The 17629-nt window shown below is 58.3% G+C and carries 23 protein-coding genes; 14 read left to right on the top strand and 9 right to left on the bottom strand.

Annotation, left to right across the window (positions count from 1 at the left end; translation table 11 throughout):
• Nucleotides 1-18 precede the first annotated feature (18 nt).
• The 11 genes from QLG10_RS03465 to QLG10_RS03415 all read left to right on the top strand — a co-directional run bounded on the left by QLG10_RS03465 (nucleotide 19) and on the right by QLG10_RS03415 (nucleotide 8120).
• Nucleotides 19-354: a cytochrome c gene (locus tag QLG10_RS03465; protein ID WP_110753944.1), complete on the top strand. Its 336-nt coding sequence runs from the start codon at nucleotides 19-21 to the stop codon at nucleotides 352-354.
• Between the two features lie 10 nt (nucleotides 355-364).
• Complete coding sequence (locus tag QLG10_RS03460) at nucleotides 365-1057, top strand: hypothetical protein (RefSeq protein WP_188263565.1); 693 nt, start codon at nucleotides 365-367, stop codon at nucleotides 1055-1057.
• Nucleotides 1058-1070: 13 nt separating this feature from the next.
• Nucleotides 1071-2639: an FAD-binding oxidoreductase gene (locus QLG10_RS03455; protein WP_110753826.1), complete on the top strand. Its 1569-nt coding sequence runs from the start codon at nucleotides 1071-1073 to the stop codon at nucleotides 2637-2639.
• Between the two features lie 59 nt (nucleotides 2640-2698).
• Nucleotides 2699-3070 (top strand): cytochrome c family protein, encoded by a 372-nt coding sequence (locus QLG10_RS03450; RefSeq protein ID WP_110753828.1) that lies wholly within the window; start codon nucleotides 2699-2701, stop codon nucleotides 3068-3070.
• Nucleotides 3071-3231: 161 nt separating this feature from the next.
• Nucleotides 3232-3630: a hypothetical protein gene (locus tag QLG10_RS03445; protein ID WP_110753830.1), complete on the top strand. Its 399-nt coding sequence runs from the start codon at nucleotides 3232-3234 to the stop codon at nucleotides 3628-3630.
• A 107-nt stretch (nucleotides 3631-3737) separates the two neighbouring features.
• Nucleotides 3738-4133, top strand: a complete 396-nt coding sequence (locus QLG10_RS03440) for a hypothetical protein (protein ID WP_020800240.1) — start codon at nucleotides 3738-3740, stop codon at nucleotides 4131-4133.
• Nucleotides 4134-4283: 150 nt separating this feature from the next.
• Nucleotides 4284-4967: an isoprenylcysteine carboxylmethyltransferase family protein gene (locus QLG10_RS03435; RefSeq protein ID WP_282485525.1), complete on the top strand. Its 684-nt coding sequence runs from the start codon at nucleotides 4284-4286 to the stop codon at nucleotides 4965-4967.
• Complete coding sequence (locus QLG10_RS03430; protein ID WP_110753836.1) at nucleotides 4964-5233, top strand: DUF5676 family membrane protein; 270 nt, start codon at nucleotides 4964-4966, stop codon at nucleotides 5231-5233. The genes QLG10_RS03435 and QLG10_RS03430 overlap by 4 nt, the downstream gene beginning before the upstream one ends.
• A gap of 26 nt (nucleotides 5234-5259) precedes the next feature.
• The gene (locus QLG10_RS03425) at nucleotides 5260-7431 is read left to right on the top strand and encodes a heavy metal translocating P-type ATPase (protein ID WP_282485623.1); all 2172 of its coding nucleotides are present in this window, start codon (nucleotides 5260-5262) and stop codon (nucleotides 7429-7431) included.
• Nucleotides 7431-7649, top strand: a complete 219-nt coding sequence (locus QLG10_RS03420) for a hypothetical protein (RefSeq protein ID WP_033039556.1) — start codon at nucleotides 7431-7433, stop codon at nucleotides 7647-7649. The genes QLG10_RS03425 and QLG10_RS03420 overlap by 1 nt, the downstream gene beginning before the upstream one ends.
• Before the next feature lie 156 nt (nucleotides 7650-7805).
• The gene (locus QLG10_RS03415) at nucleotides 7806-8120 is read left to right on the top strand and encodes a DUF2933 domain-containing protein (protein ID WP_080725277.1); all 315 of its coding nucleotides are present in this window, start codon (nucleotides 7806-7808) and stop codon (nucleotides 8118-8120) included.
• 135 nt (nucleotides 8121-8255) lie between these two features.
• Here the strand turns inward: QLG10_RS03415 and QLG10_RS03410 are convergent, their stop codons facing one another.
• Nucleotides 8256-8900: a DUF2268 domain-containing putative Zn-dependent protease gene (locus QLG10_RS03410; protein ID WP_282485524.1), complete on the bottom strand. Its 645-nt coding sequence runs from the start codon at nucleotides 8898-8900 to the stop codon at nucleotides 8256-8258.
• 186 nt (nucleotides 8901-9086) lie between these two features.
• Here QLG10_RS03410 and QLG10_RS03405 point away from each other — a divergent pair, with 186 nt between their 5' ends.
• The 3 genes from QLG10_RS03405 (at nucleotide 9087) to QLG10_RS03395 (ending at nucleotide 10728) form a co-directional block, all read left to right on the top strand.
• Nucleotides 9087-9521, top strand: a complete 435-nt coding sequence (locus QLG10_RS03405) for a YeeE/YedE family protein (RefSeq protein WP_188263568.1) — start codon at nucleotides 9087-9089, stop codon at nucleotides 9519-9521.
• 2 nt (nucleotides 9522-9523) lie between these two features.
• On the top strand, nucleotides 9524-9943 hold the full coding sequence (locus QLG10_RS03400; RefSeq protein ID WP_188263569.1) for a DUF6691 family protein: 420 nt from the start codon (nucleotides 9524-9526) through the stop codon (nucleotides 9941-9943).
• 257 nt (nucleotides 9944-10200) lie between these two features.
• Nucleotides 10201-10728, top strand: coding sequence for a hypothetical protein (locus QLG10_RS03395; protein WP_282485523.1), 528 nt, complete (start codon nucleotides 10201-10203; stop codon nucleotides 10726-10728).
• Between the two features lie 178 nt (nucleotides 10729-10906).
• On the opposite strand, the gene QLG10_RS03390 is transcribed toward QLG10_RS03395, so the two are convergent.
• The 8 genes from QLG10_RS03390 to QLG10_RS03355 form a co-directional block, all read right to left on the bottom strand.
• On the bottom strand, nucleotides 10907-11221 hold the full coding sequence (locus QLG10_RS03390; protein WP_223193986.1) for a hypothetical protein: 315 nt from the start codon (nucleotides 11219-11221) through the stop codon (nucleotides 10907-10909).
• Nucleotides 11222-11240: 19 nt separating this feature from the next.
• Nucleotides 11241-11441, bottom strand: a complete 201-nt coding sequence (locus QLG10_RS03385) for a hypothetical protein (RefSeq protein ID WP_110753849.1) — start codon at nucleotides 11439-11441, stop codon at nucleotides 11241-11243.
• Nucleotides 11442-11725: 284 nt separating this feature from the next.
• Nucleotides 11726-11944, bottom strand: a complete 219-nt coding sequence (locus tag QLG10_RS03380) for a hypothetical protein (RefSeq protein WP_110753852.1) — start codon at nucleotides 11942-11944, stop codon at nucleotides 11726-11728.
• A gap of 336 nt (nucleotides 11945-12280) precedes the next feature.
• Complete coding sequence (locus tag QLG10_RS03375) at nucleotides 12281-13027, bottom strand: fumarylacetoacetate hydrolase family protein (RefSeq protein ID WP_282485522.1); 747 nt, start codon at nucleotides 13025-13027, stop codon at nucleotides 12281-12283.
• Entirely contained in the window at nucleotides 13024-14460 is a 1437-nt protein-coding gene (gene hydA, locus QLG10_RS03370) for a dihydropyrimidinase (RefSeq protein WP_188263571.1), read from the bottom strand. The genes QLG10_RS03375 and hydA overlap by 4 nt, the downstream gene beginning before the upstream one ends.
• 51 nt (nucleotides 14461-14511) lie before the next feature.
• Entirely contained in the window at nucleotides 14512-15408 is an 897-nt protein-coding gene (locus tag QLG10_RS03365; protein WP_188263572.1) for an allantoinase PuuE, read from the bottom strand.
• A gap of 53 nt (nucleotides 15409-15461) precedes the next feature.
• The gene (locus QLG10_RS03360) at nucleotides 15462-16340 is read right to left on the bottom strand and encodes a MurR/RpiR family transcriptional regulator (RefSeq protein ID WP_110753858.1); all 879 of its coding nucleotides are present in this window, start codon (nucleotides 16338-16340) and stop codon (nucleotides 15462-15464) included.
• Nucleotides 16341-16376: 36 nt separating this feature from the next.
• A complete protein-coding gene (locus QLG10_RS03355; protein WP_110753860.1) occupies nucleotides 16377-17612 on the bottom strand; it encodes a cysteine desulfurase-like protein in 1236 nt (411 codons plus the stop codon).
• Nucleotides 17613-17629 lie beyond the last annotated feature (17 nt).

The raw sequence follows: 17629 nt of genomic DNA, 5'->3' as shown, positions 1-17629 counted from the left end.
AAGAAAATGGAGTACGAAATGTCTTCACTCCTCAACAGCTCAGCTGTGAAACGGACCCTGTCTGCCTGCCTTGCCCTGCCCTTGATCGTGCTGGCTGGTCACGCCGCCGCCGATGGCGACGGCGTCTGGAAAGGCGGGGAAAACGTCTATGCCAAGGTGTGCGGCCACTGCCACGAAAAACAGGTCGGCCCGCAAATCACCGGCCGCCAGCTGCCTGCGCAGTACATCACCGCCATTGTGCGCAATGGATTTCGTGCCATGCCGGCCTTCCCTGCCTCGTTCATCGACGATAACTCGCTGCAACAGGTCGCCGAGTACATTTCCAAAACGCCTGCCCCGGCGGCCAAGCCTTGAGGAGCCTGCCATGAACGTCGAACGTCGCACGGTACTGAAGGGCTTGGCATTGAGCAGCCTGGCCGGCATGGCCGTGACCAGCTCCGGCCTGAGCATGGCCGGCAGTGTTCTGGGCGCTCAAGCCCAGCCTGTCTTGCCGACCCTGGTCCTTGTCAACAATGAGGTGGCCGAGTCGGTCTTCCTCCAGGGCATCAACGCCAGCCAGGGGGGCAAGCACGTCAAGGTCCAGCGTACCGACCTCAGCCTGGACTTCATCCTGGGCTTTGAAAAACGCCTGCGTAGCGGCCAACCGCAACGCATCATCGGCCTGGTCGACGATGCCAGTGCCGCACTGATTGTCGACCTGGCGCGCAGCGCTGGCGCGCGCGTGCAGTGGCTCGGCCAGCACCGCGCCACGCCCCACGCTTCACAGCACCGTCTGCTCAGCGCCGAAGCCGCCAGCGGCTGCGCCCCCCAACTGGGCCTGAGCCTGAACGCCTGTGGCAGCGGCTTCAGCCTGACCGAACAGCGTATGCACAGCCTGCAAGCGCCGTTGCAAGCGTCTGCCACCGCCCGCAACAGAGACAGCTCAGACCAATGGGCCGCCACGCTGGGCTACACCCTTGCAGCCCTTGGCACCACCAGCGACCGGCAGGCACCACTGATTGCCCGCCGCCCCGTGCCGCTTACCGGCAATTTCGTTTCGTTTTCGATCGAGGCTTGAAGGAGCTAATCCAATGACTGAGCAAAACAACAAGACCCTGCTCCCGCGCGGCGTCGACAGCGCAAACTTCGAGCAAGCCATCGCCAAGTTCCGCAAACTGCTGGGCGATGACAACGTCCTGGTCAAAGACGATCAACTGATCCCCTACGCCAAGATCATGATGGCCGTGGACAATGCCGGGCACACGCCGTCTGCCGCCGTCACCGCCACCACCGTCGAACAGGTGCAGGGCGTGGTGAAGATCTGCAACGAACACAAGATCCCGGTGTGGACTATCTCCACAGGTCGCAACTTCGGTTACGGCTCGGCAGCACCAGGCCAGCGCGGACAGATCATTCTCGACCTGAAGAAGATGAACAAAATCCTCCACGTCGACCCTGAACTGTGTACCGCCCTGGTCGAGCCGGGCGTGACCTATCAGCAGCTCTACGACTACATCCAGGAACACAACCTGCCCTTGATGCTGTCGTTCTCCGCACCGTCGGCCATCGCCGGCCCCTTGGGCAACACCATGGATCGCGGCGTGGGTTACACCCCCTACGGCGAACACTTCCTGATGCAGTGCGGCATGGAGGTTGTGCTGGCCAACGGCGATGTTTACCGCACCGGCATGGGCGGCGTAAAAGGCGACAACGCCTGGCAGGTATTCAAGTGGGGCTATGGCCCGACCCTGGATGGCATGTTCACCCAGGCCAACTACGGTATCTGCACGAAGATGGGCTTCTGGCTGATGCCAAAACCTCCGGTTTTCAAACCGTTCGAGATCAAGTTCGAGAACGAATCGGACATCGCCGAGATCGTCGAATTCATCCGCCCGTTGCGCATTGCCCAAGTCATTCCCAATTCGGTAGTGATCGCTGGCGTACTCTGGGAAGCCTCCACCTGCAACACCCGCCGCTCCGACTACACCAGCGAGCCGGGCGCGACCCCCGACGCGATCCTCAAGCAAATCCAGAAAGACAAGAACCTCGGCGCCTGGAACGTCTACGCCGCGCTGTATGGCACCAAGGAGCAGGTCGACGTCAACTGGAACATCGTCACCGGCGCCCTCAAGCAACTGGGCAAAGGCCGGATCGTCACCCAGGAAGAAGCGGGTGATACCCAGCCGTTCAAGTACCGCGCCCAATTGATGTCCGGCGTGCCTAACCTGCAGGAATTCGGCCTGTACAACTGGCGTGGCGGTGGCGGCTCGATGTGGTTCGCACCGGTGAGCCAGGCCCGGGGCAGCGAGTGCGACAAACAGCAGGCCCTGGCCAAGAAGACCCTCAACAAACACGGCCTGGACTACGTCGGCGAGTTCATCGTCGGCTGGCGCGACATGCACCACGTCATCGACGTTTTATATGACCGCACCAACCCCGAAGAGACCCAGCGCGCGAACGCCTGCTTCGCCGAGTTGCTGGATGTGTTCGAGAAGGAAGGCTACGCCGTCTACCGCGTCAATACCGCCTTCCAGGATCGAGTCGCGCAGAGCTACGGCCCGGTCAAACGCAAGCTTGAACATGCCATCAAGCGTGCGCTGGACCCGAACAACATCCTGGCGCCGGGCAAGTCGGGCATCGACCTCGCCAACTCATTCTGATTGCGCTTGCGGCTCCGCCAGGACTGTCCTGGCGGGGCCTTTTATTGACGGGGAACACAATGACCTACACACAATTCCTGGTGGCCGGCGCGCTGGTGCTGGCCGCCCCTCTGACACTGGCCCAAGGCGACGTCGCTCAGGGCCAAGCCCTGTTCAAGACTCAGTGCGGCTTCTGCCACAGCCCCGAAACGGGCAAGAACCTGATGGGGCCGAGCCTGCACGGCGTATTCGATCGCACCAGCGCCCAGGCCCCAGCCTTTACCTATTCCGCCGCCCTGCAAGGCGCCAGCCTGAAGTGGGATGACGCCAATCTGGACAAGTGGCTGACCAGTCCTGCCAGCCTGGTGCCGGGCAATGTGATGATGTTTGCCGGCCAGGCCGATAGGCAGAGTCGTCAGGATCTGATTGCCTATTTGAAGAGTTTGAGGTGAGTAAATTAAGCGTCGGGTCATACATCTGGGCATTGCTCCCATCCCGGTGCTGGCGTTGTTGGGCTTCACAAGTGACCTGAGTTTGATTTGGATCAAACTCTCCATTGCTTTGCCAGCTAGACTGAAGATCAACACGACGTAACAAGTCGAGGTTGTACTTCATGTACTGGTTCCATCGTCACCGCCGCAGCCTATTGCACCTTACCCTTGCGGTATGGGTGCTGGCTGTGGCCGTGATGGCAATCCAGGGGTGTCTGGCACAGCCGATACACAATTTGGCCGCCCCACACACTATCGAGCAGTATGTGGTGGATGGTCATGCGCTCCACGCCAATGGTTGCCTTCAAAACTGTGAAGACACTGCCACGGCGATAAAACCTTCATTGCAGACGCCAGCAGCGGATCCTGTCCACTGGGCGGCCCTGTTACTGCTAACAGCGGCAGTCCTGATATTGGTGCTTGATTCTGAGCAAAAATCCTCTCTGGCCACCCTTGTACTAAAACGTCCCGCGCCACCAAAAAGCCCGGTACGGCTGACATTCGTCCGTTTCAACGATTAGCCCCCCCCTGCTTCAGAGTGGCAGAGCACAGGGTTGCTCTGCCCTGCTGCGGCGCTTTTTCGCGACCAAGCCATTCTACTTATCCCTCACAATCTCAGGAGTTCATCATGCAAGTGCATTCTAAATGGGTTCTGGCTGCCGTCCTGGCTAGCAGTGCATTCATGGTCTCTGCCGAGGATGCCCATCACCCGGCCGACTCAACCGTGAGCACTGCACCGGCATCGACGGCCGTGAACAATGCCATGACCGAGCAAATGCAAAAAATGCAGGCCGCACATGACAAAGCGGCAGCGGCTGAAACGCCAGCTGAGCGCCAGGCCGCCTTGCAAGAAGGCATGAAAGCGATGAAGGACAGCATGTCCATGATGAGCAAGGAACACAGTGCAATGGGTTGCATGGGCATGTCTGGTGCGAAGGACGGCGCAGGCAAAGGAATGATGGACATGATGATGCAGATGATGGACCAGCAGTCGTCCATGATGGAAATGCCAATGAAAAAGTAAATGTGCGGTGGAGCCGCAGGTACAGAGCGCCTTACCCTGCTTGCAACTAGCAGCCTGCCCATCTGTGCAACTGTTTATGCCCCACGACCAAGGTGATCATCAGCAAAGGCACGAACGGTAAACACACCAGGCAAGTGAGGAGTACCAACCATGAGCCATACTGAATCGGCCTACGGTCTCTGGTCGCTGGTCATTATCAACTCATTAGTGTTTATCTTGTTCGCCTTCAGCTTCACCCGGCCCAAGACGCGCCGCGATTGGCGCTCCTTTGGCATGTTCTCGGCGTTCCTGGTGGCACTGTTTACCGAAATGTACGGTTTCCCGCTGACTATCTACCTGTTGATGCCCTGGCTCGCACGTAACTTCCCTGGCATCGACTTACTCTCGCACGACGCTGGGCATCTGCTCGAAACACTGATGGGCTGGAAGGTCAATCCGCATTGGGGGCCATTCCACATTTTCAGCAACCTGCTGATCGCTGGCGGCTTCTGGTTATTGGCAGCCGCCTGGCGTGTGCTCTACGAGGCCCAAGGTACTGGACAGCTAGCGGTCGACGGGCCCTATGCGCGGATCCGTCACCCGCAGTACGTCGGTTTCGTGCTGATCATGTTTGGCTTTTTGTTGCAATGGCCCACGTTGATCACCTTGGTAATGTTCCCAATTCTCCTACTGGTCTACATCAAGCTGGCGAAGCGGGAAGAACAGGAGATGCTTGCACGATTCGGCGATGCCTACCGCACTTACCGTGAACGGACACAGGCATTCCTGCCTTGGTCAGCCCGCCGCAGTCCCTCCCCTACTGGCGCCCCTCCGAACTCAGGAAAACAGCCATGAACGCCCCCTGGAAAACCGGCATTTCCTTGGCCCTGACCATGGCCATTTCCTACAGCATCTGTGCGCTGCTCTATGCGCTATGGCCGGTGCAGGGAATCGCCTTTCTCAACGCCTTGTTCCATGGACTCGACTTCGGTCGCCTGCAAGCTCCGCAAGACTACGGTGTGGCGACTTTCGTCGGGCCGCTGCTGGTCTTGAGTGTATGGGGAGCGATGGTCGGCACCTTGTTTGCGTGGTTGTCCGCCAAGTTCCATGGCAGGCCTTGATAGGCGCTTCGAATCAGGAGGCCGTGATGAACCAATCACACATGCAGCACCAACAGGCGCTGGCATCAGGAAAAATGGCAAAAGATCCGATCTGCGGGATGATGGTGGACAAGACCACCGCGTTGTCACGAGAACGTGGCGGGCGCAGCTATTACTTTTGCAGCGATACCTGCCTGCGCACCTTCGAGTCGCCGGAAAATGAACTGAAGGCGATGAAAACCCGCGTGACTATCGCCCTGACCGGGGTACTGGCCTTGGCACTGCTGCGTGCAGGCGCCTTCATTGCACTCGCCGCTGGTGCCACACTGCTGACTTGGGCGCCGATTCCGTCACTCCCCTGGTTCACATGGGGTATATGGCTATTCCTGCTGGTAACACCGGTGCAGTTCATCGGTGGCTGGGGTTTCTATAAGGGGGCGTGGAACGCCATTCGCACCCTAAACATCAACATGGATTTTCTGATCGCCCTCGGCACGTCGGTCGCCTATTTCTACAGTGTCGCGGTGTTGTTCTTTCCGGACGTCCTGCCGGTCAAGGTGTCCGAACGTGACGTCTATTTCGAGGTGTCGGCGGTCATCATCGCCTTCGTGCTGCTGGGCAGGTACATGGAGGAGATCATCAAGACACAATCCTCAGCCGCAGTACGACGCCTACTTGATCTCAAGCCTGCGATTGCGCACGTGATTCGTGATGGACGGGAGGTCGACTTGCCCGCTGAAAACGTCATGGTCGGCGAGTTTCTGGTGGTCAAGCCTGGCGAGAAGATCCCCACCGATGGCGATGTCAGTGAGGGTCAGTCAACGGTCGATGAGTCCATGCTGACCGGCGAGTCGATGCCGGTCGACAAACACCCGGGCAGCCCGGTAATCGGAGGTACGCTCAATGGCAGTGGCGTGCTCACTTTCAAGGCGAGCAGGATAGGTGCCGACACCGCACTGGCGCAGATTATCAAGATGGTCGAGGAGGCGCAGACCAGTACGGCACAGATCCAGCGGTTGGCTGACCAGGTTACCGGCTACTTTGTGCCAGCAGTGGTGGCGGTCGCGTTGTTGGCCCTTGTCGGCTGGTCTCTTGTGGGGAATTTCCCGCAGGGGTTATTGGCCTTTATCGCGGTCCTGATCATTTCCTGCCCCTGCGCATTGGGCGTGGCGACGCCCGCCGCGTTAATGGTCGGTGTTGGCAAGGGCGCCGATAACGGCATCCTTATCCGTGGCGGTGAAGTATTAGAGCGGGCTGAAAAACTGAGTACGGTAGTGTTCGACAAAACCGGCACCATTACCCGAGGAGAACCCAACGTAACCGATGTGATCCCGCTTGGTACCGCGATGGAAAACGAGGTCTTGATGCTCGCCGCCGCCGTGGAGTCCGGTTCAGAACATCCGCTCGGCGCAGCGATAGTGCGCGCCGCACGGCATCGCGGCATCAGCCTGCCGAAGGCGACCGGCATCAGTGGGATCGCCGGTCACGGCATCGAAGGCAGTATCGACAGTCGCAAAATCTGGCTGGGCAACCGACGTTTGTTCGCCCGCCAAGGTATTTCGACCGAGGCTGCCGAGGAGCACCTCATCGGCCTGGAAGCCGATGGCAAGACCGCGATGCTGGTCGGGGTCGACGACCGCTTGCTCGGGGTAATTGCTGTGGCCGATACCATAAAACCTGAAGCGCCTGAAGCCGTTGCGGCATTGCAGGCCAGCGCCATCAAGGTCGTGCTACTGAGCGGCGACAACCACCGGACTGCCGAAGCGGTCGCGCGGCAGGTCGGCATCGAGCGAGTGATTGCCGAGGTCTTGCCCGACGACAAGGCCGCAATGATCCGTCAATTGCAAAGCGAAGGGCAGGTCGTGGCCATGGTTGGCGACGGTGTCAACGATGCACCTGCCCTGGCCACCGCTGACATCGGCATCGCCATCGGCTCGGGTTCCGATGTCGCCAAGGAAACTGGCGGCATCATCCTGCTCAAGAACGATGTACGCGACGTGGTCACCGCGATCAAGCTGTCGCGCGCAACCATGGTCAAGATTAAACAGAACCTGTTCTGGGCATTCATCTACAACAGTATCGGCATTCCAATTGCGGCCTTTGGCCTGCTTAATCCCATCATCGCTGCCGCCGCTATGGCGCTCAGTTCCTTGTCGGTAATCGCCAACTCCGCGCTGCTGAAACGTGCCCGTATTGGCTTGAGTCAGGAGGTTACATAATGAATCGCGAAGTTCTGATTATCTGCCTCCTGGTGAGTGTTGTGGGCATCGCCACCGTGCTTTACCTGCTGGGGTTGACCGGAAAATCGTTTGTCATAGCAGCGATTTTCCTGCTGTGCCCGGTCGTGGTCGGGGTGCAACTTTTCCGAGGTGTCCGCCAATTCGACAAGGACATGGCCGGGGTCAATCGGCAACTGAAAAGGAAGAATCTGCCTTGATACTTTATGCGACTCACCACCCTGAATTTCCGACGCATTTGACACGTAAACCGATGCTCTGGCTCGCTATGCTCACACCTACGATAGCGCTTCAGCAAAATTGGAAGTGGCCTTGCGTCATGACCCTCTCTCCCGTTCCCTGCAAGGAGTGCCATCATGAATCAACATAACTTGCCCCAGCACCGCGCAAGGGGCACCCACTGGTACTTTTTAGGCTTCCTGGCCATCGCCGGCTATTTCCTGTTTGCCGAGCACAGGGCTCACGTCCTTCCCTATCTGCCATTCCTACTGTTACTGGCCTGTCCACTGATGCATTTTTTCATGCATCGTGGGCATGGCGGACATAAACACGGTGAGAGTAATGAACATGCCAATTGCTGTGGACATCAGCACACCAGCGCTCGCAATGGCCAAGAGGCGCACGATGGTCTACCCGATAATCAGACGAAATATCCCGATCGCCCTGCATGACGATTCAACGTCTGTGCGTAATGCCATGAAGCCAGGTGCGCAGAGCCAGGGCGTCGGCTTGAACGCCTGGTTAGATGCACAATACGAGGCGTGTCCACAGTTCGAAGATCGATTGATGACCTAAGCCCGAACGTTTTAGATAACTGCGAGCACTCCACGAAACGCTTCGGCCTCCATCTCCACGAGACTGGAAGATGTACTGCCCTCATGCTCCAGCAGGAATCGTTTGACGAGATGAAATCCAAGGGAATAGCCCAACCATCTTGGGAGGTCAGATGCACCGAAGAACCACGCGTCGTGGCCATAATCCTTGCGACTCCAGTAGCTTGCCGCCATTGCGACATGGCGTCGAATGTCAGACACATCGAGGCGCTCCCATGGTTCAGGTAAACCACCACAGACTTCCTGCGCAAAAGCGCCTGCCAGCCCCTCCGAAACAAGCGCTTCACCTAAAGACGATCCATAACCTGGCCCATCCCATCGGGCGGCATGGTGTAGCTCATGTGCAAACATTCGTTCGAGCGACGCTTCTTGGTTGGCTCTGAAAATGTCACTTGCAGGATCTACGGTCAAAAAAATAAGGCCTGGTTCCGGCGCATATCCCAGATGCCCCTTTTCTGGAATGACATGAGTGCCAGCTTTCACGATCACATCAAGTGGGCGCAACGGCATCAACGCACTTGCCTTTGCGTAGGTTGCTAACAGGCGGGTGTGAAGCCAATCACGGTGATCGATAAGCGCGCCGCGCGCATCGATGAAATGGAAATTTATGGATGTCATTATCATGCCTCCTTGCATAAATCCTTGGGTAACGCGATAAGTCGTCAACTAGATTGCGCTGATCAGCCCTGTTCCGACCGACCGAGTTGAGTTCGTTTATTGATCAGTACGAAAATGCGAGATCGATCCAAACATTAACACTTAGCACCCTTCGCTTCTGTCTACGTTTTGCGCCGGAGAAACTTCATGACTATCGACTGGCTCAACTTCACCCCCTGGTCATCCCTCGCAGGCGGCGCCTTGATCGGCTTGGCGGCCAGTCTGTTCGTGGTCGCCAACGGGCGTATTGCAGGCATAAGCGGTCTGATCGGCAGTCTTTTACAGCGTAGAAGCGAGGGGGTGAGTGAGAAAGCACTGTTTCTCCTGGGCCTGCTCATCGCGCCGCTGCTATGGGGCTTGTTCGCCACGCTGCCGCGAATTGAGTTCCACAGTGGCGGGTTCGGACTGGTGGTTGCCGGTGCATTGGTGGGCATCGGCACACGGTACGGTTCCGGTTGCACCAGTGGCCATGGGGTGTGCGGCATATCGCGCTTGTCGCGGCGATCGATGGTTGCCACCGCGTGCTTCATGTTCAGTGGTTTCGCCACGGTGTATGTCTTGCGTCATCTGCTGGGGGGCTGATCATGATCAAACTGAGCGCATTCATTGCCGGCTTGCTGTTCGGCTTCGGCCTTCTGTTGGCAGGCATGGCCAACCCGGGAAAAGTATTGGCGTTCCTGGATCTGACCGGTGCCTGGGATCCTTCCCTGGCGCTGGTCATGGTTGGCGCGATTGGTGTCGCCATTGGCCCCCTGACCTGGGCACGCCGACAATCCAGCTCGCTGCTGGGACGGCCAATGCAGCTACCGGTCAAGCGTGAACTGGACCCGCGCCTGGTTGGCGGCAGCCTGTTATTCGGCATTGGTTGGGGAATAGCCGGGATCTGTCCAGGTCCTGCTGTAGTCATACTGTTGACCGGGCACTGGCAAGCCATCGTATTCATGTTAGCCATGCTGGCGGGAATGCTGTTGTTCACTGCGCTGGAGTCCCGACGCAGCCATTGATCGGTTGGTTGCCCATGAAAGGTCGATGACGCGGGCACTGCTGCAGCGTTGGCTGGCGGGAAGATGCGTTTGCCAAAGAACCCCTTCGGTATCTGATAAATATCAAGGTTGTTTTTGACAGGCCTGTTAACTAGTGAGGGGTCACAGGCGATCGTCATGCTGAAATCCGTGATGTTGGCGAATACGGGCTAACGCACATTCCGCAAACGGTTAACTCAGAATCGGGTTCAGCTCACCCCCACCCAAGGCAGCCAGACATGAAAAATAGCAAATTGGCCGTGCTTTTCTTCGTCGCATCCCTAACCCCCGCTTGGGCCCTGGCAGCCGAGCCATCTCAACCGACCCAGACGCAGAAGCAGACGCCGAATGTTGCCGAGTTCGATAAACAGATGGCTCAGGCGCAAGACACCTTCAAGAAGATGCAGGCACAGATGGAGAAAATCCAGCAAACCCAGGATCCCCAGCAACGGCAGAAGCTCCTTCAGGAGCATTGGAAAACGATGCAACACGGGATGAGCATGATGAATGGCATGTGGGGGCCGGGAATGATGGGAAGCGCAGGTGGTGGCATGATGGGCAAAGAACACATGATGGGTGGCGACCACATGATGGGTGCTGACCACACGATGGGCTGGCACGACTACTCGAACCTGACCCCGGAGCAAAAGAGTCAACGCCAGTACATGATGGAAAGGTACACCGGGATGCAACAAATGATGATGGATCACATGATGTGGCATCAGAACTACATGCAGGGACAGCCGCCAGCCAAGCCCGGGCAGTAAGAACTCCAAAATTACAGCTGCATCGGCGAACCGCTGCGTCCCGGCTATCTCGGCCCTTAGCGGTTCGACGGCAGCAACCTCTGGAGTTACGCCACAGCGGTCAGGACGGCTGTGCGCGAGCAGGCTGGTGCCCTTCCCGTCTTTCGCCAGACTGTCGCAAAAGCAACATGAAGTGAATCTAAACGTCGATCAAGCGGGGTGCCTGGTGCGAATCGATGATTGGAATCATGCCAGATCCCTGATGATCCGCGATCCACTTCCGGGCCAGCTCCACGTCAAAGTGCCAGCCGTGGGCTTTTATCAGCACAAGCGCCGCACCGGTGATTCGATAATGCCCGCACTTCGGACAGGCCCTCTCCAGATAATCCTCATCAGCATCAATTGCCGTTGCAGGCCCGTTGCAAATCAAGCAAGTCATGAGCTTCACCTGTTTGGCTGATTGCTCAAATGTAGCTGAACTCAACACCTGATCTTCACGGCGTCTGTCGTTCATTTTAGGCTATGCCTTGCGTTCAAATGTACGCCTTGGGGACTGGCTGATTGAGGAAAGAGTTCCAGACCTCAAAAGCATCGCGATGCCTCTGAACGGCCAGATCCCAATCGATCCCCGCCGTGTCTCGTGAAGAGACCAGCAGCATCATGCTTGTAGTTGAAGCATCCAACTCAAGCAGCAGCTTGTACGTAGCAAGTCTGAACTCGTCGTTGAATGTCATAACTTATTTCCTCGAGCGTCACGCACTATCGAATGCTGATGCGAAGGCCCTTAAAGGGTGGAGTACTGCCTGAGTCATGGTCTCACCAGGGCGAGAAAGACAAACATCCACGAAAAACATCGTGCCCTACTCTCTGTATACACCTCGAATAGCGTTCGCAGGCGAAACAACCGCGCTATGTGCATCGCAAGATCGAGGCGCAGATGAAAGCCTCAAGGAAAACGACGTCAGGCTGCTGGAAAACTAAGGAGTACTTCATGGCTCAACTACAAGGAGCCATAAATTCAGGCAACTTTTAATGAGTCGACATGCACTCGCCCATCAGCCATGAGCTGAAGATACTCTCGCCATTTTTGGAAGGCTTGCTGCTGCCTGGTGGAGGCCGCGAGCCACTCTGCGCCACCAATTAGCTCGACCGAGATGGCCATCATCTGCTCAATAGCAAGATCAAGTTCATTTGCGAGCTCACGCCCATTCGGCAAATCGAGGATTAGCGGTCGCATAAGGAACCTTTCTTTTTTTGGGCTACTTCATCGACTTGCCAATTGGCTGATCGTGCGTAAGCACTGACGAACGGTTAACTTCCCCCCTCTCAACTCAATGCCGACCGCCATGCGCGACATAGGGCATTCAATGAAAAAAAATCATCAAGATGGCTCTGTCTCATAAGAACTTGGCAGAGGTCAGCAATCGAACTTAGGTTTTAAAACTGGAACGGGGTCAAAGCCGCCCGACTTCGGCAAGCCCAGTTCCAGCCAAGCCAGGCCCTTAGGTGGCCGGGATAGCCCCGTGCAGGGTCGCAGCTGTCGGCCAAAAGGGGCCAAAAGCGACCTTTAAAATCAAGTCGACAAGACAACCCGCCCTATTCCGGCAAACTCGACTTCCACTTGCATCCCGGCCGATGCCCAGTAGATACCGGTCCAGCTACCACAAGCCACCAGGTCACCGGCTCGCAAAGGGTTGCCCAGTGCCGCAGCGTGACGCGCCAACCACGGCAGCGAACTCAGCGGCTCACCGAATGGATGGCTGCCAACGCCGACAAACTCAGGCTTTCCGTCTACCACCAACACCGCCTGTTGTCTTGACCAATCCGGCATTTTCCCCAGCGTTTGCGGTGCACCGAGTACCAGCGCGCGGTTGAGTTGCTGGTCGGCCAGCCGAAGCAGTGGCGCGGCCTGAGCGCCCTGCAGCCAGCGCGTACCACACAGTTCGATGCCCGGCATCCAGACATCGACCGCCGCACGGGCCATGGCCAGATCCGTGTGCTGGTCGAGGTCGCGCGACAGGCGCACGATCAGCTCTCCCTCGATCCCGAAACCAAAGGCATCGCCCGGCGGAACCTGCCAACCGCAGGGGTGTATCGCCATTGCCGGTACCCCGGCGGCGCTGATCAGCCCTCCCGGTGCGCCGCCCAGTTTCCAGGCCGCTGGCGGCCCGTCGGCGAACCAGCCGAGGGCATTCGCGACCTGATGCTGCACGGCATAGGCTTGGGCTTCGTTAGCCAGTTCCATGGTTGGCAACGGTTGCTGGCGCCCCTCACGCCAACCACGAATCAGGGCGGCGGCGACCTGCGCGACCGCACTCACAATGGCAACTCAGTCTTGCGTCGGCGCAGTTGCGCCGGCGCCGGGCGCTCGCACGGCAGAAACCGGCCCCGCCCCGCCTCACCGCGCGGCTCGCCGTCCCAGACCACCTCACCGCGAGACAGGGTCATGGCCGGCCAGGCGCTCAGCGTCATGCCGGCGTAAGGCGTGTAATCGACGTTGTGGTGCAGCATTTCGTTGCACAGGTGCACCGGCTTTCCTTCGTTCCAGATCACCAGGTCGGCATCGGCACCAATAGCGATGCTGCCCTTGCGCGGGTACAACCCATACATCTTGGCGGCATTAGTGGAGGTCAGCGCAACAAAGCTTTGCGGGGTAATGCGCCCGCAACGCACGCCTTCGGACCAGAGCAATGCCATGCGGGTTTCGACACCGGGAATGCCGTTGGCGATCTGGTCGAACGACACTTCTTCACCGTGAGCCTTCTTGCCATCAGGGCCATCGAAGCGAAAGGGTGCGTGGTCTGACGAGAAAATCTCGAAAGAACCGTTCTCCAGGCCATCCCAGATCACCTGCTGGTTGGCGGCATCGCGCGGCGGCGGGCTGCAGACGCACTTGGCACCTTCGAAGCTGTCGTCACACCCCAGCGAGGCGGCGGTCAGGAACAGGTACTGCGGGCAGGTTTCGGCGTACACCTTCAACCCCTGACTCTGGGCCCAGCGAATCTGCTCAACGGCCTCGCGACCCGACACATGCACGATCAGGATCGGCACATCCACCAGCTCGGCAAGGGCGATGGCGCGATGGGTCGCTTCGCGCTCCACCAGCATCGGCCGCGACGCGGCGTGGTAGCGTGGCGCAGTCAGCCCGGCCGCCAGCAGCCGCTCGGTCAGCCAGGCGATGCAATCGCTGTTCTCGGCGTGGAGCATCACCATGGCGCCCTCGCGGCGCGCGACCGACAACGTCTCGAGAATCTCCCGGTCGCCCAGCTTCAGCGCATCGTAGGTCATGTAGATCTTGAACGATGTATAGCCTTCAGCAATCAAGGCCGGCAGTTCTTCACGCAGCACCTTCGGCGTGGGATCGGTGACGATCAGGTGAAAGGCATAATCGATCACCGGCTTGTTCCCCGCCCGACGATGGTAGTCATCGACGGCAGAGCGCAAGCTTTCGCCCTTCTGCTGACAGGCGAACGGGATGACGGTGGTGGTGCCACCGCAGGCCGCCGAGACCGTGCCGCTGAAGAAGTCGTCGGCCATCACCGAGCCGTCGCCGGTCGGCTGGTCGAGGTGCACGTGGCTGTCGATGCCACCGGGGGTGACATGCCGGCCTGCCGCGTCGATTTCCTGGTGACCTGGCGGCAGGTCCAGGCCAAGGGAGACGATGCGCCCATCCCGAATACCGATATCGCTGGTAAACGTGTCCGCGGCGGTCACCACCCGGGCGTTGCGAATCACCGTATCAAAAGATTGCATATCAGGCCGCCTTGAAATGACTGTGGTTGAGCGAGCGTGATTGCCACGCAATCAACCGCGCTCAAGCCAGGCACGGGCGATCTCTTCTCGCGTGGCAAACCAGACACCACCGTATTGCCTGGCATACTCGATGAATTGCTTGATCGCCCTGACCCGCCCGGGACGGCCTACCATGCGTGGGTGCAGCCCGATCGACATCATCCGTGGCCCTTCAGCGGATTCCTCGTAAAGGACTTCAAAGCTTTCTTTCATGTACTCGAAAAAGTCCGATGCCTGGGAAAGCCCCGGAGAATTCCAGTAGCGGAAATCGTTCACATCGGCGGTGTAGGGCACCACGAGGTGCCGCTTGCCCTCGACCTCGACGAAGTAGGGAACATCGTCGTTATAGGCATCGGAGTCGTAAAGGAAACCGCCCTCCTCGGCGACCAGGCGGCGGGTGTTGACGCTGGCGCCATAGCGGCAATACCAACCAACAGGACGCTTGCCACAGGTGCGCACGAAGGACTCGATGGCCAAGCGCATGTGTTCACGTTCCTGCTCTTCAGTCAGGCGAAACACTTCCTCCCAGCGATACCCGTGACTGCAAATTTCGTGACCACCGGCCACTGCAGCGCGAGCAACATCGGGATTCTGCTCAAAGGCCACAGCGCAGGCATGAAACGTTGCCCTTACCGATTGCTGATCGAGCATATCCAGAATTCGCCAGATACCCACGCGCGAGCCGTACTCATACATGGACTCCATCGCCAGATTACGTGTGCCGTCGGGTATTGAATAGCTACCCCATTCGGTCATGGACTCCTGGTCCGGGTCGCCCATGGCGAGCGAGCGTTCGGAGCCTTCTTCGTAGTTGATCACCAGGCTGATGGCCAATCGTGCGCCATTCGGCCAGGTGCCTTGCGGGCGTTTTCTACCGTAACCCACTAAATCGCGTGCAGGTGAAACCATCGGGATTGTCTCCTGAAGTGACGGGTTAAAAAGTACGTAGCGAAGGTAGCGACTTAGCAGTCGATCTCTTTCAGTCGGTCATGACTGAAGGTGCTATCCGATTGCCACTCGCTAAAGGCCAGCCCCATGGCCAGGGATTGCGCAATACAGAACGACGCGGTAAGCGAACGAAAGCCCAGCAGTTCAGCGTCGTTAACCTCAATCACGGTATCGGCCATCTGCCCGATGGGGCTCAGAACGCTGTCAGTGATCGCCACCAGCGTCACGCCTGCCTGGCGCGCCTGGCGACAAGCCTCAACGGTGTCATTGGCGTACGGCGGAAAGCTCACAGCTATCAATAAATCATCATCGGCAATGGCGCTGACCTGCTCAGGCAAGGTGCCGCCAGCACCGCTGATGTGCACGGTTCTGCGGCCCACACGACTCAATGCATAGCTCAGATACGCCGCCACCGGAAAGGCGCGACGCATGCCGATAACGAAGGTGGTTCGCGCCACTTGCAGATGAGCGATGGCCGCTTCGATATTGGCCTGCTCCCCCCCTTCAGCCAGGTGTTCCAGGGAAACGATATTGGCCTGACTGAATTCGCGCAAAATCGCGCCGACGTCACTCGGGTCCTCCAGCAACGTCTCACCGCCGTAGTGTCGAATGCGTTCACTGCGTTCGCTGTGGGAGTCGGCAGCCTGTTGCAGCGGTGCACGGAACAGCCGCTGCAAATCCTTGAAACCTGCAAAGCCAAGGGCCTGAGCCAGCCGGATATAAGCGGTAGGCGCGATACTCGAACGTTTACCCAGTTCGGCTACCGTGCTGAGTGCGATCTCATGCGGGTTGTCGATCAGGAATCGGGCAGCATCGCGCAAGCGACCGGTCAGGTGTTCGTGCTGTGCCGCTATACAGTCACGCAGCTCTGCAAGGGTTTCAGGTAAGGCCATGATGAAGGCTCGTCAAATTAGAAGGGTGTAGGCCTGTCAACGCAACGCATCGATTGCTTGATCCAGCGCAGTGATAAGACGGTCGACTTCTTCCAGCGTGTTGTAATGCGCCAACGACACTCGCACTACCCCGCCGAACCGGTCAAGCCCGAGGGCTTCGATAAGCCGCCGCGCATAGAAGTCACCAAAGCGAATGCCGATCCGGTGCTCATCCACCCTGCGCACAATGGCCTCCGACTGAACCCCCTCAACCACGAAACTGATCGTAGGTACCCGATTGCGGATATGTGCCTTGCCAATGATGCGAACGCCCTCGCGCTGGCGCAAAAACGCCAGCAAGCGCTCGGCGAGCAAATCTTCCTGCACCTCGAAGGCATCGAACGCAGCCTGCATGCACTTGCGCTCGCTGCCTTGGGCGCCAAGACGGGTGCTGATGTCGAGCAGGTAGTCGGTGATACCGATGCAACCGAATGACAACTCGTAGTTGACGTTGCCCGGCTGCAATTTGTAAGGCACCACGTCCTGGCCGATGAAAAAGTGGTTCAGGCTCGGCAATTCAAGCAACAGATGACGACGCCCCCAGAGCACGGCAAAGTGCGGGCCGAACGTTTTATAGAAGCTGTAGACGTAGAAATCGGCACCGCTGGCCTGCACATCCACCAGTCGGTGTGGCGCATAAGCGACGGCGTCCACGCACAACCTGGCGCCCACTGCATGGACACGCCGCGCCACTTCGGCGACCGGATTGACTGAACCAAGAATATTCGAGGTGTGGGTCATCGCCACATAGCGGGTATTGTCATTCAACAGAACCTGCAGGTCATCCAGTTCGAGTTCACAAGTGTCGGGATTGACTTGCCACACGCGCAAGGTCGCGCCACGGCTTTCGCACAACTTGACCCATGGACCGATGTTCGCTTCATGATCGCAATTGGTGACGATGATTTCATCGCCCGGGACGATTGACGGGGCGATGGCGCGACACAGGATTTGCAACAGGTGGGTGGTCGAGCCGCCCATGATTACTTCTTCGGGATGCTCGGCGTTGATCAATTGCATGACCGAGTGACGTGCCTGCATCACTCGCTCGCCAGCGTCGACGGAAGCCTGGTAGGACGCGCCCAGTTGCACACTGTTGTTAAGCAAGTAATCGCTGACCCTTTGCGCCACGGTGCTCAGCACCATCGAACCACCGGCGTTATCCATGTAGGCAAAACCACCGGCCAGACCTGGAAATTGCTTGCGAACGTAATCGATATCGAGAGGATTCACTCTACTTTCTCCAGCCG

This window comes from Pseudomonas sp. V98_8, from assembly GCF_029967975.1.
Taxonomy (GTDB): Bacteria; Pseudomonadota; Gammaproteobacteria; order Pseudomonadales; family Pseudomonadaceae; genus Aquipseudomonas; species Aquipseudomonas umsongensis.
This window is presented reverse-complemented; position numbering and strand designations above follow the sequence as displayed.